Origin of the sequence: Pelagicoccus sp. SDUM812005 (assembly GCF_031127875.1) — a bacterium.
Taxonomy (GTDB): Bacteria; Verrucomicrobiota; Verrucomicrobiia; order Opitutales; family Opitutaceae; genus Pelagicoccus.
The window spans coordinates 94,793-108,938 of sequence record NZ_JARXIA010000007.1 but is presented as its reverse complement, the minus strand read 5'-3'; the positions used below and the strand labels follow the sequence as shown (position 1 = coordinate 108,938).

Genomic DNA, 14,146 nt, shown 5'->3' with positions numbered 1-14,146 from the left:
TTAACGTCTGAAGGGCTCCTTCCGGAGCTCTCATTTGTCGTTGCGAAATACGCTCCACATAAAACCGATTCCCAAGATTCCCGCTACGATCATGATCCCCATCGGCAAACCGGGATAACCAAATAGAGTGAACTTCGATTCTATATCCATCATGAAGGAAGCGCCCACGATCATGGCGCCGATGATGGCCCCCATGGCGATCCGGTTCGCTATCTTCTGAAAGCCTTGGATCAAGGCCACCTCGTCGACGGCATCCACGTCGATGCGTAAACGGTTTTCCGCCAGCACGCTCAGAATGTCGTTCACCCGCTGCGGAGAACGGGCCAAGAGCTCCTTGAACTCCAGCAACATGGTCATCAAATCGCCCTGCTTGAGCGAGTCGAAGGATCGCTTGCGGGCGATCGCATTCAGATTCCTCTCGATGCTGGCGTTGGGGTTGAAGCTGGGCGCGATCGCCATAGCCACCCTGTCCAAGTTCAACAAAGTCTTTCCCAACAGGGACAATTCCCTCGGGATCGCCAAGCCTTGCTCGGAGCAAATCCTCATCACGTCCATCAAGACGGAGCCGAACTCCAGCTGCTTCACTTCCGCATTGTGAGCGCGTCCCAGCAGATCGGCGATCTCGCTGGTAAACTCCGCCCGCGAAAGACTGTGCGTGGGCGAATCCGAAACTTTCATCGCCACCTCGCACACCCGATCGGAATCCTTTTCGCAAATCGCGGTCAACAAGGCGAAAAGCCGGTCCCGCATCGACTCGCTCAGGCGCCCGACCATGCCGAGATCGATCAAAGCGATCCGACGGTCCGGCGTCACCAGCACGTTCCCCGGGTGCGGATCCGAATGATAAAATCCTTCCACCAGAACTTGATGCAAGTAGGCCTTGAACATTTCCTCCGCTACCGCTTCGCCGTCGAACTCGGTCATAGCCACGCCGGAAAGGTCCGTGACCTTCACCCCGTCGATCAGCTCCATCGTCAAAACCTTGCGGCTACAGAATCCGTCGATCGGCTGCGGCACCACGAGCTGCGGAAAGTCCTCCAGGATGCGACCCAAGTTCCTCAGGTTCTGCATCTCCAAGCTATAGTCGAGCTCGTCCGTAATGCTGCGCTGAAACTGCTCGATGATGCCGGAGAAGCGATAACGGCGTCCCAGCTCCGAATGCTCGTCCGCGTAGTTGGCGATCGCCAGCAATGCCTCCAGATCCGAATTGATGCGCTCCCGCACTCCCGGCCGCTGCACCTTCACAACCACCTTCTTTCCATCCCGCAGTTCGGCATAATGCACCTGCCCCAGCGAAGCGGACGCGATCGGCTTCTCGTCGAAACGTTTAAAGGCCTTGGAAATACGAACGTTCAAATCGCTCTCGAACGCTTCACGGATCGTTTCGTGCGGCAGCGGATCCACATCGTCCTGCAATCGCTCCAGGCTTTCGATATAGCGCTTGGGAAGCAGATCGCTTCGGGTCGAGAGCAGCTGGCCAAGTTTCACGAAGGTCGGCCCCATCTCCTCCAGCGAACTCGCGAACTTCTCCGGGTCTTCCTGCCCGCTTTCCTTGTCGACCTTCGCTTCCGAACCGAAGTTCGCTTGCTCGATGATCGCCGGACGAGCGTACTTCACGAATAGCCAGGCAATCTTGCGGTATAAATCGAGGTGCTTGGGAGAAAGGGTCATATAGAACCCCTCCAATCGCAGGAAGGGCGCCAGCCCCGCCGCGCTCCGCATTTCCCCTCGCTCCCGCAGCGACATCGCTCCCGAAAGGCGAAAGACCATGCTGTAGCAAGAGGCAATATGCACCACTCTTTGCAATTACAGTGCAGAACGCACAGCTTCTCTTCCCTCCCTACCGGCTCGGCACCCCGGCGCGCATCATGCACTCCGGAGTCGAACCCAAAATCCTTGTATGAAATTCAAAGACAAAATCGCGCTCGTCACAGGCGCCACCTCCGGAATCGGCAAGAAGGTCGCGACCTCGCTTCTCGAAGCAGGAGCGAAAGTCGCCGTCAACTACCACTCCGAGGATTCCAAGCGCGACGAAACCGCCCGCGACCTCCGCACGCTCCTCACCGTAGCGGGCCGGCCCACCTCCGACCTGCTCATGGTCAAGGCCGACGTTTCCAGCCCGAAGGAAACCGCTTCCATGTTCAAACAAGTGGAAGACCGCCTCGGTCCCCTCGACCTGCTCGTCAACAACGCCGGCATCCAAAGCGAGTGCCCTTCCCATGAGCTCGACCCCGACCGCATCAAGCTCGAACTAGCGGTCAACCTGATGGGCCCCATCCTCTGCTGCCGGTCCGCCCTGCAGGCCTTCCTCAAGAATCGCAGCCCCCAAGGCTGCATCGTCAACATCAGCAGCGTCCACGAGGACGTGCCCAAGCCCGGATTCCTTCCCTACTCCGTATCCAAGGGTGGACTACGCAACCTCACTCGAACCCTCGCCCTCGAATACGCCGACCGCAACATCCGCATCAACGCCATCGCCCCCGGAGCCGTTTATACGAAGATGAATCCCCAGCTTAAGGACAAGCAGACGCGGGAGGAAACCAAAGACCAGATCCCCACCCGCACCATCATCGACCCTGCCGAAATCGCTCGTTGCGTACTCTTCCTCGCGAGCGACGAATCCAAGAACCTCACCGGCCAAACCATCCGCATCGACGGAGGCCTCAGCCTCTACCCGAGCTTCCAGGAAAACTGGACCTCCTAGAGCCGCCGCCGACTCGCAAGTCGCTCGCCACCCCACTGCTCCATATCCCCCAATCGAGTGATACGGATCGGCTTGCCCCGCAACAGACTGGCAGCTGGACTAGCAACATCACCTTCCGGCGCACCCCCATCGCTCGGCCCTCATATCCATTTAACAGATACACGATGAACGCCACCAGTCTTACCCAAGGAAAACGATGTTTAGCCGCATTCCTCAAGACCCTCCTACTCGCGACTAGCCTCTTCGCCTCCAACACGGGCTGCTCCACCGCTCCGCCCGCTGGCTATCTCTTCGCCACCTTCAAGGGCGAGCAAACGCCGCTCACCGAACAGATCTATTTCTCCACCAGCCGCGACGGCCAGAATTGGAAAGCGCTCAACGGAGGCGAACCCGTCCTCGTCAGCAAGCAAGGTGAAAAAGGCGTCCGCGACCCCTATCTGCTGCGCTCCCACGACGGATCCAAATTCTTCATGGTCGCCACCGACCTCTCCATCAACCTGAACCCGGATTGGAGACGCGCCGTCACCTCAGGCAGCCACAACATCGTCGTCTGGGAGTCCACCAATCTCGTCGATTGGTCCGAGCCTCGCCTCATCCCCGTGGCCCCCGAGGACGCCGGCTGCACTTGGGCCCCCGAAGCCATCTACGACGAAGAGGCGGGCAACTACCTCGTCTTCTGGGCCTCCACCACCGGGCGGGACGACTTCGCCAAGCACCGCATCTGGGCGGCCCGCACTGAAGACTTCAAAACCTTCGGAGCCCCCTTCGTCTTCATCGATAAACCCACCACCGTCATCGATACCACCATCATCAACGACGGACAAAACTACTACCGCTTCACCAAGGACGAAAAGTTCAAGAGCATCACCATGGAATCCGCCCCTCGCCTCTCCGGGCCATGGACCGACCTGCCCGACTTCTCCCTCGCCCACCTGCAAGGCTACGAAGGGCCCGAATGCTACCGCCTCGACGCCCCCAGCCAAGGCCAGCCAGGCCGCTGGTGCCTCATCCTGGACCGCTACTCGAAAAACACCGGCTACCAGCCCTTCATCACCTCGGATCTCAGCTCCGGCCAATTCGAGCCTGCCGAGAACTTCCAGTTTCCCTTCCACTTCCGCCACGGCTCCGTCATCCCTCTGAACCAAGAGGAGCTCGATCGCTTGGAAAAGCGCTGGGGTGACAGCCATAGCTCCCGCTAGCGCCCCGCGCCTCTAGGCTTCCCGAAAGCCGCTGGCTAGCCGCGGCAAAGAGCCCGCCCGCCTGCGAGTTTCACCTGTTCGAGGGATGGACGCTCACCGGCGGACTTTGTATCCTGCTGGATACTCATGGTTTTCCGAACCCACTGCGGAGCCGCGCCCCCAAACGCCGCCCCGCAGCGGGAAAACCCGTTCTCCTCCGCGCGGACCTGCGGCTCGGAAGCCCTACCGACTTTAACTGATTCAGAACCCTGAACACCCTCCAAATGGCCACAGCCTCCCAAACCTTCCTTGCCCTTTCCACCGCCTTCTCGCTCTGCCTCGGCTCCAGCTTCGGCAACAGCGAACTCGACACGCCGGAGATCTTCCAAGTCAACCGCGAGGCGCCGCAGGCGAACCTGACTCGCTTCGCGCCGGACAACCTCTCCTCGCCCTCCTCCAAGGCGGATTCGTCCTACTACCGGTCGCTCAACGGCGAGTGGAAATTCCACTGGGTTTCCAAACCAGCCGATCGGCCCGTCGGCTTCCACGCCCCCAACTACGACATCTCTTCTTGGGACACCATCCCCGTACCGAGCAACTGGGAACTGCAAGGCTACGGCATCCCCATCTATACCAACCTAGTCTATCCCTTCCCCAAGAATCCCCCGCACATCGACCCTTCCCACAACCCCGTCGGCAGCTACCGCCACGAATTCACCGTACCCACAGAATGGGACGGCAAGGACATCTTCATCAGCTTCGGAGCCGTGCGCAGCGCCTTCTACCTCTGGATCAACGGCCAAAAGGTTGGCTACAGCGAAGGCAGCAAGACCGAAGCCGAGTTCAAGCTCAACGACTACCTCCAGGAAGGCAGCAACACTCTGGCCCTCGAAGTCTACCGCTGGTCCGACGCGAGCTACATCGAAGACCAGGACTTCTGGCGCCTCAGCGGCATCGAACGAGACGTCTGGCTCTACGCCACCAACTCCGCTACCCTCAAGGATCTCACCATCGCCGCCGACCTCGACGATTCCTACGAAAACGGAAAGTTCTCCACCGAGTTCGAGCTGTCCAACAGCGCCAGCAAAGCCCAAAAGCTCACCCTCACCGCTATCCTAAACGACGGTAAGGACGAGCTTCTCAAATTCCGCAAAACCGTGAAGATCCCAGCCAAAGGGCAAAAAACGCTCAAGCTCGCCGAAACCATCGCCCAAGTGCGCAAGTGGACCGCCGAGACCCCCGAGCTCTACTCCCTCACCGTCATCGCCGCCCCAGAGACCGGCGACCCAGAAATCTCCTTCTTCGACGTAGGCTTTCGCCGTATCGAAATCAAGGATACCCAACTCCTGGTCAACGGCAAGGCAGTCTACCTCAAGGGCGTCAACCTGCACGACCATCATCCAGTCACCGGACACGTCATGGACCAAGCCTTCACCCTGAAAGATCTCCAGCTGATGAAGGAAAACAACATCAACGCCATCCGTTGCAGCCACTATCCCAAGGAAGACCTCTTCTACACCCTCTGCGATCGCCTCGGCTTCTACGTCGTCGACGAAGCGAACATCGAAGTGCACGGCATGGGCACGACCAACCAAGGCCAGTTCGACGAATCCATCCATCCCGCCTACCTTCCCGAATGGAAGGGCGCCTTCCTCGACCGTACCCAGCGCATGTACGAGCGCTCCAAGAACCATCCCTCCATCATTATCTGGTCCCTCGGCAACGAAGCCGGAAACGGGCAAAACCAATTCGCCGCCTACGACTGGCTGAAAAAGGTGCAAGACACTCGCCCCGTCCAATACGAAGGAGCCACCCACTACTCCAACTCCGACCTGCAAGTCCCCATGTATTGGAGAATCCAAGACATGATCGACTACGCTGAAAACAATCCCAAACGCCCCCTTATCCAGTGCGAATACTCCCACGCCATGGGCAATAGCGTCGGCAACCTCCAAGACTACTGGGATGTCATCGAATCCTACGACATCATGCAAGGCGGCTTCATTTGGGACTGGGTCGACCAAGGCCTGCTCGCCCACGACGAAAACGGAAAGCTCTTCTGGGCCTACGGAGGCCACCTCGGCGGAGAACACCTGCAGCACGACCAAAACTTCTGCCTCAACGGCCTTATCAGTGCGGACCGCACCCCGCACCCCTCCCTCCACGAGGTCAAGAAAGTCTACCAGTTCATCAAATTCCGCGACTACGATCCGAACTCCCAAAGCCTGGAAATCGCCAACGGCTACGACTTCACCCCCCTCTCCGACTTCGCAATCGCCTGGACCTTGCTCAAAAACGGAAAACCCGTCGCCAGCGAGGAACTCCCCATCCTCGATATCGAGCCCGGCGCCTCTCGTCGCGTAAAACTGAATACGCCAAACATCGACGAAAACGATGGCGAATACCTGCTAAACCTCTCCGCGACCCTGAGAGTCAAAAAGCCTCTCCTTCCGGAAGGCTACGAACTCGCTCGCGAACAATTCGCCCTCACCGCCCCCCATCTAGCCGCTCCCAGCCCTTCCCCTTCCTCTCCCGTACCCAGTCTCCAACGAAACGGAAACGAGCTCATCGTCTCCGGCCCAAGCTTCGAAGCTCGCTTCGACACGCAAAGCGGCGCCCTCTCCGCCCTGAGCTACTCAGAGCAACAAATCCTGAAGGAAGGCCTCAAGCCGAACTTCTGGAGAGCGCCCACCGATAACGACTTCGGCTACCATATGCCCAAAACGCACGCGGTCTGGAAACAAGCGACCGAGTCCTCCGAACTCGCGAACTTCTCCCACGAGAAACTAGCCGACGGGACGATCCGCCTCTCCGCCACGCATCGCCTTAGCTCCGTAGACGCCGAGCTCGATATCGTGTATACAGTTTTTGGCGACGGATCCATTCTCGTGGAGAACCACCTCGCCGGACTTTCCTCCGATCTCCCCGACCTTCCGCGTTTCGGAAACAACCTCATACTCCAAGAAGAGTTCGCCAAGGCCAGCTGGTACGGACGCGGTCCCTTCGAAAACTACTCGGATCGCAAAACAGCCGCCTTCATCGGCGAATACTCTTCGAGCGTCGACGAACTCCTCCACGCATACGGTCGGCCCCAAGAAAACGGATACAGAACCGACATTCGCGAACTCACCCTCGTCAACGAACAAGGCAAGGGCATCTCCATTCGAGCCATCGACCGCCCCTTCGGCTTCAACGCTCGCCATCAATACGAAGCCGACTTCGATCCCGGCCTCGAAAAGGCCCAGCGCAAGACGAGCGATATCGAAAGGCGACCGCTCGTCAGCCTCAATGTCGATCACTCCCAAATGGGGGTCGGCGGCGACAACAGTTGGGGCTACCGGCAACACCAGCAGTACCTCATCGCCCCGCAAGACCTGTCGTACCGCTACAAAATCTCCCCAATCCAGAACTAAGCTAGCCTAGAAGCGGAGGGGGCCAAAAGAAAGCTCCTCCTACAAAACAAAGGGCTACGCGAAACCGTAGCCCCTTTGCATTTTTCCCACAGAACAAAGTAAGCAAATGCCGATCAAGAACATCGCTCTCGCCTTCGCCTGCCTCGCCTTCAATTCCCATTCCTTCGCCCAAGGATTCGGCCAGTCGAAGCAAATCAGCGAATGGCAATTTAGCCTTAGCGACGACGTTTCACCGCTAAACCTAGATGCGAGCGAACAGGATTGGCGCCCCGTCATCGTCCCCCACGATTGGAGCGTCGAGTATCCAGCGCACCCTGACAACGCCAGCTGTACCGGATACCTGCCCGGCGGCATCGGCTGGTACCACACCGAACTCGAAATCGAGACGAACGCCGAGCAGAGGCGCTACCTCTACTTCGAAGGCGTCTACAACCGCAGCCAAGTCTACGTTAACGGCACCCTCGTCGGAGAACGACCCAACGGATACGTTTCCTTTCTCTACGACATCACCCCCTACCTCGAAACCAGCGGAAGCAATCAGATCAGCGTCCGCGTCGACCATAGCCGCTCCGCCGACTCGCGTTGGTACACAGGCTCGGGCATCTACCGTCCCGTACACCTTGTCACCGCAAAGCAAATACATTTCGCCCTCTGGGGAATCCACTACCAGGCCACCGTCGACCCCACAGGCAACGCGGCCCTAAGCATCAGTTCCTCCATAGAAAACCACCTCCATCAAGCTCGCGGCAAGCTGGCTCTCGAGCACACCCTTATCGATCCCGACGGAAAACGCGTCGCCAGCGAAACGATCGATCTCACCGTAGAGGCTGACAGCCAAAGCGCCTTCACCACCACCCTGGAAGTAGCAAACGCCCGACTCTGGAGCGTCGCCCAGCCCCAGCTCTACCGACTGGAGTCCCGCCTTACCGATAACGGCAAGCTCATCGACGAAAGCGCTACCCGCGTCGGCATACGCGCGCTCCATTTCGACCCGGAGCAAGGCTTCGCCCTCAACGGGCAAAACATGAAGATAAAAGGCGTCTGTATCCACCACGACGCCGGAGTGCTCGGAGCCGCCGTCCCCAAAGCTGTCTGGCGCGAACGACTGCGAAGCCTCAAAGAAATCGGAGTCAACGGCATCCGCATGAGCCACAACCCGCAAGCAACAGACCTCTACGACCTCTGCGACGAAATGGGCTTTCTCGTCATGGACGAAGCGTTCGACGAGTGGGAATATCCTAAAAAGAAATGGATCGAAGGCTGGAACAAAGGCGAACCCGGTTTCCAAGGCGCTGCCGACTTCTTCCACGAATGGGGCGAGCGAGACCTGGAAGCCATGGTCAAGCGGGACCGAAACCACCCCTCCATCATCATGTGGAGCATCGGCAACGAAGTCGACTATCCCAACGACCCCTACAGCCACCCCGTCCTCGACGAGGAAGGCATCGGCCAACAACACGTCGCCGGGTACCAAAAAGACCAACCCCACGCCGAACGCCTTGGCGACATCGCTAAGCGTCTCGCCGCCGTCGTTCGCCGACACGATACTTCCCGCCCCGTCACCGCAGCCCTCGCCGGAGCTGTCATGTCCAACGAAACGGCGTATCCGGAAACCTTGGACATAGTCGGATACAATTACACCGAATACCGCTACGCTAAAGACCACGAAACCTACCCCGAACGCGTCCTCTACGGCAGCGAGACCCGACATGACCTAGCGGCCTGGAAATCCGTCGCCAACAACGGCTTTATCTTCGGGCAATTCATCTGGACCGGCTTCGATTACCTCGGCGAGTCCGGTCCCTGGCCCTCCCGTGGCTTCACTACCGGCATGGTCGATCTTGCAAACCAGATAAAACCACGCGGTCACTTCCGCCGCGCCCTCTGGTCAGAAAAGCCCGTCGCCTACCTTGGCTCGTATCCAAATACCACCTACCTCTCCATGGACGCCGGCCGAAACTGGAATTACCAGCCCGGGCAAATCGTCCGCGTCGTCTGCTACACCAACGGCGAGGAAGCCGAACTGCTCCTCGACGGGAAAACCGTAGGCGAACGAAAGCCATACGATTCGCAGAGCGCCATCATCCACTGGGACATTCCTTACCAGGCGGGCGAACTGAAAGTCGTCGCCTACGCAAACGGCCAAAAGATAGCGACCGACACTATCCGCCCGGACGGACAAGTCGCTGCCATAAAAACGGAGGTTCTCAGCGAACCTCTAGCTGGCACGTATGCGGTATCGGTGGTTGCCGTTTCGCTCGTAGACTCGCTAGGGCGACGAGTCTACGGAGACGACCAGACCATTACCTGCACCGTAGCGGGCGCCGGTAGGCTGCTTGGACTTGAAAACGCTTCGCACGACGCTTCCGAAAACCATCGAGACAACCAAGCCGCAACCAAGCGCGGTTACCTCGTCGCTTACATCCAAGCCACCGAAGACCACGGAAACATCCAAGTCGAGTTCGCAGCCCCAGGCCTGCCCAGCTCCACCCTCACCTTCGACGTAAGCCGCTAGTCGTAACATCGAAAGAAACGCTTAACAAACCGCACCGCAGCGCCAAGACTCGCCGCCCACCTTACCAACCCCCAGAACCATCATGCGAACGCTACCCTTTTTCACCGCCGCAGTCTCAACTTGCATTTCCCTCCTCAGCGCCAGCGCCGAAACGATCAACGCAGCCCATCAGATCCTAGCCCGCCCCGCAGCCGTTAAGGAAATAATGCAACGCGTCGCCGACTTCCAGGAACGCGAATTTGGCGGACAAATCGAAACCGACTGGAAGGTCGGCACCTACTACACCGGACTCTACGCAGCCTACCAGGCCACCGAAGATCCAAGCTTTCGCGACAAAGCGAAAGCCTGGTGCGAAGCCGCAGGGTGGACCCTGTCCGACCAACACTTCTTTGCCGACGACATCTGCGCCGCCCAAACCTTCCTTGACGTCTTCATCGACGAAAGAGACCCGCAAATGATCGCCGACACCGCCAAGGCCCTCGAAGCCTATTTCTCCAAAAAAACGATCGCCCACCACGAGCTCGGGCACGCTCTCTGGCGCGGCGAGCCTCGCCCCTTTATCGGGCGAAACGTCTGGTGGTGGTGCGACGCGCTCTACATGGCCCCTCCCGTTCTCGCTCGCATGTATTCAGCCACCGGAGACACGCGCTACCTCGACCTCCTCCACAACTTCTACTGGGACACCGTCGCCTACCTCTACAGCGAGGAAAATGGACTCTTCTTTCGCGACGAAACCTATTTCGACAAAAAGACCCCTGACGGAAAGCCCGTCTTCTGGTCCCGCGGCAACGGCTGGGTATACGCCGGATTGATACGTACCCTCGACCACCTACCCGCCGACGATCCACGTCGCCCTGACTACATCGATCTCTACCTACAAATGACCCGCTCCCTCGTCGCGCTGCAGCAAGAAGACGGCATGTGGCGCTCCAGCCTTAACGAACCAAGCTGGAAACCCATGAAGGAAAGCAGCGGCACTTCCTTCTTCACCTACGGCCTGCTCGCAGGCATCAACCGCGGATACCTCGAGCCTCAGGCCTACCTGCCCGTCGCCCTCAAAGCCTGGGAAGGCCTCGTCGGATGCGTCAACACCGACGGCCGCCTCGGCTACGCCCAACTCGTCGCAGGCGGCCCCGCCCACGTCCGACCGAGCGACTCCGTAGACTACGCCCACGGCGCCTTCCTCCTCGCCGCCAGCGAACTCTACTCCATGGACCTCGACGCAAGCGACTTCGCCGCGCTGGAACCGCCCTACGAAATCAAGCTGCTCGCCCGCGACGGGGCATGGACCTGGTTCAACGACGAACGGGTTCTCTACGACGGAGCAGGGCTCTATATCGGTTCCATCGATTCCCAAGGCACCAGTCGCGTCGACTACTACAGCACCCTTCTCACCCAAAGCCCATTCATCTACCAACAAACTCCCCTGAGCTCCTGGCAAAGCAAGGACGACCATAACAACCCCGCCCTTCTCCAACTCGAGTCCGGCAAGCTGCTCGCCGCCTACTCCAAGCACCATCTCGAGCCCGTCTGGTACACCCGCCACGGCACCAAAAAAGGCCCCGACCATTGGCGCACCGTCGACTGGGCCGCGGAATCCGCCATCCCCGCCCCCGCAAAAACCACCTACAACAACCTCGTACAACTCTCCGCCGAAAACGGGCGCGTATTCAACTTCATGCGCTGCGTCGGCTGGAATCCCACCCTCCTAATCTCCGAGGACGAAGGTCAAACCTGGAGCGAACCGATCGAACTCGTCCGATCCGGAAACGACCGTACCCGCCCCTACGTCAAGTACGCTAACAATGGCAAGGACCGCATCGACCTCATATTCACCGACGCCCACCCCCGCAAGGATCCGCGGAACAACGTCTACCACATCTACTACCAAAACGAAGCATTCCACAAAAGCGACGGCACCCTGATCCGGAGCCTCCAAGCAGTAAAGGAGCAGCCCCTTCTCCCCTCGGACGCCACTCTCATTTACTCCGGAAGCGAAGCCGGAAGAGGCTGGGTATGGGATCTTGAATACGACGAAAGCGGGCACCCCGTCGCCGCATTCATAAACTCCGTGGACCACGAGATTGGCAACGACCTCCGCTACCGCATCGCTCGCTGGGATTCCGTATCCAAAACTTGGAACCAAAGCCAAATAGCCTACGCAGGCACCCACCTCTACGACCGCGAAGAACACTACGCCGGAGGAATCGCCATCGATCCTCAAAACACACGCCAGATCTACCTCTCTGCGGATGTTGACCCCGAGACCGGCCGAGCAAACGACACCGGACGATACCAGATCTACCGAGGAGTACACGAATCTGGAACCTGGCGCTTCGAGCAGCTCACCCACGACGCCCAAGTCGACAACATACGCCCCGTCGTACCAAGAGGCCATGATTTCGAGCAGATGGCGCTGTGGCTCCAAGGGCGCTACACCCACTACGAAGACTACCAAACAGCCGTCGTCGGCATCATACAGAAATAGAAACTCCAATGAGCAAACACCCAACGACAACGCTACTCGCGCTTGCATCCACTTTCGCTACCGCCCTGCTCGCCAGCGCCCCAGCGGAAGACAGCACCTACCTCTTGACTTCCTTTCGGGACAATGGCGACGGCTTGCACCTCGCCTACTCTCATGATGCAAAAGACTGGACCGACCTCGACACCATCTACCTTACGCCAGAAGTCGGCTCCGGCCTCATGCGCGACCCGCATATCCTCAGAGGCCCCGACGGCTACTACCATGCGGTTTGGACCAGCGGTTGGAGCGACCTAGGAATCGGATACGCGAAGTCGCAAGACCTGAGGAACTGGTCCCCGCAACGCTTCCTCCCGCTCATGCAAAACCTGCCCGGAGCCAAACTCTGCTGGGCACCTGAAATCTATTTCGACGAAAAAAACCATTGCTACCAAATCGTTTGGTCCTCCGCCATCGATCACGAAACAAAGGACATCCCAGAATTCCTCGCCTATTACTCGACGACCACCGACTTCGAAACCTTCAGCGCTCCCAAGATCCTCTTCAACCCAGGTATCAGCAATATCGATACAACTATCATCAAACAGGACGAATCCTACTACGCCATCTACAAAGAAACCGACGACCAAGAAAACAAAGCCTACGGAGCCATCCGCGTAGCCAAGGCCAAACAACTTCGCGGCCCCTACCAGCAGCTACCGACTCCAATCCTCGCCGGCGAGCAAGCGGAAGGGCCCACCGTGGTGAATACCGGAGACGAAATACTTGTCCTTTTCGACTACTACGTGAACCACCGCTACGGAGCCCGCGCCAGCAAGGACTGGATGCAGTGGGCCCCCACTGCCTACGATGTAGCAGTTCCCGAAGGACAGCGCCACGGCTCCATCTTCTCCGTCCCATCCGCTCTCGCCCAGTCGCTGCTCGCCGAAGCCGCATCCGCCGCGCCCGCGCCAGCCCTGCAGGGAGAGTTTACCGCCGATCCCGCCATCCGGGCCTTCGGCGACAAGTACTACATATACCCGACCTCTGACCGCCCCTACTGGAACACCAAAGAGTTCGCCGTCTGGTCTTCCCCCAACCTCGTCGACTGGAAGAAGGAAAACGTCTTCCTAGACCTCCGCAAAGACGTTAGCTGGGCCAACAACAAAGCCTGGGCTCCCGACTGCATCGAATACAAGGGCAAGTACTACTTCTACTTCTGCGGCGAACACAACATCGGCGTCGCCGTCAGCGACTCTCCCACCGGCCCCTTCAAGGACGCCCTCGGCCGTCCCCTCGTCGACAACGAAAAGATAAAAACCTTCAGCATCGATCCCTTCGCCTTCATCGACGACGACGACCAGCCCTACCTCTATTTCGGCAACGGAACCCCTACCGTGTATCGACTCAACGAAGACATGGTTTCATTCGACGGCGACCCCGTCGAGTTCCCTCTGCGCGATTTCCGAGAAGGCATCGCCGTCTTCAAACGAAACGGAAAATACTATTTCATGTGGTCCATCGACGATGCCCGCAGTCCCGACTATCGCGTCGGCTGGGGCGTATCCGATTCTCCATACGGGCCCGTCGTCAGTCCAGAAAACGAAGAGGACTTCATCGTGCTCCGCCAAAACGGAGCAGCCCAAGGCACCGCTCACCACAGCATCGTCAACGTGCCCGGCACCGACCGATGGTACGTCGCCTACCACCGCCACGCCGTACCAGGCGGTGGCGGCTACAAACGCGAAACTTGCATCGCCCGCATGGAGTTCGACGAAGATGGCAACATTCTCCCGATTGACCCCATGCAGCCCGCATTCCAAGCCGGCGACCGCGGAGAGCCCATAACCCTAGCCAAATAGCAATCCGGCG

Annotated in this window: 7 protein-coding genes; 6 read left to right on the top strand and 1 reads right to left on the bottom strand. The window is 58.9% G+C overall.

The features are described from left to right. Nucleotides 1–30: 30 nt before the first annotated feature. Nucleotides 31–1,770: an AarF/UbiB family protein gene (locus tag QEH57_RS10220; RefSeq protein WP_309006635.1), complete on the bottom strand. Its 1,740-nt coding sequence runs from the start codon at nt 1,768–1,770 to the stop codon at nt 31–33. A 130-nt stretch (nt 1,771–1,900) separates the two neighbouring features. Between QEH57_RS10220 and QEH57_RS10215 the strand changes: the two genes are divergently transcribed. The 6 genes from QEH57_RS10215 to QEH57_RS10190 all read left to right on the top strand — a co-directional run bounded on the left by QEH57_RS10215 (nt 1,901) and on the right by QEH57_RS10190 (nt 14,136). After that, nucleotides 1,901–2,704, top strand: coding sequence for an SDR family oxidoreductase (locus tag QEH57_RS10215; protein WP_309006634.1), 804 nt, complete (start codon nt 1,901–1,903; stop codon nt 2,702–2,704). 164 nt (nt 2,705–2,868) lie between these two features. Then, complete coding sequence (locus tag QEH57_RS10210; RefSeq protein ID WP_309006633.1) at nt 2,869–3,903, top strand: glycoside hydrolase family 43 protein; 1,035 nt, start codon at nt 2,869–2,871, stop codon at nt 3,901–3,903. 263 nt (nt 3,904–4,166) lie between these two features. Then, a complete protein-coding gene (locus QEH57_RS10205; protein ID WP_309006632.1) occupies nt 4,167–7,295 on the top strand; it encodes a glycoside hydrolase family 2 TIM barrel-domain containing protein in 3,129 nt (1,042 codons plus the stop codon). Nucleotides 7,296–7,401: 106 nt separating this feature from the next. Beyond that, nucleotides 7,402–9,810 (top strand): glycoside hydrolase family 2 TIM barrel-domain containing protein, encoded by a 2,409-nt coding sequence (locus QEH57_RS10200; RefSeq protein WP_309006631.1) that lies wholly within the window; start codon nt 7,402–7,404, stop codon nt 9,808–9,810. Between the two features lie 82 nt (nt 9,811–9,892). Continuing rightward, entirely contained in the window at nt 9,893–12,298 is a 2,406-nt protein-coding gene (locus QEH57_RS10195) for a glycoside hydrolase family 88 protein (RefSeq protein ID WP_309006630.1), read from the top strand. Nucleotides 12,299–12,306: 8 nt separating this feature from the next. Then, nucleotides 12,307–14,136, top strand: a complete 1,830-nt coding sequence (locus QEH57_RS10190) for a family 43 glycosylhydrolase (protein ID WP_309006629.1) — start codon at nt 12,307–12,309, stop codon at nt 14,134–14,136. The last annotated feature ends 10 nt before the right edge of the window (nt 14,137–14,146 follow it).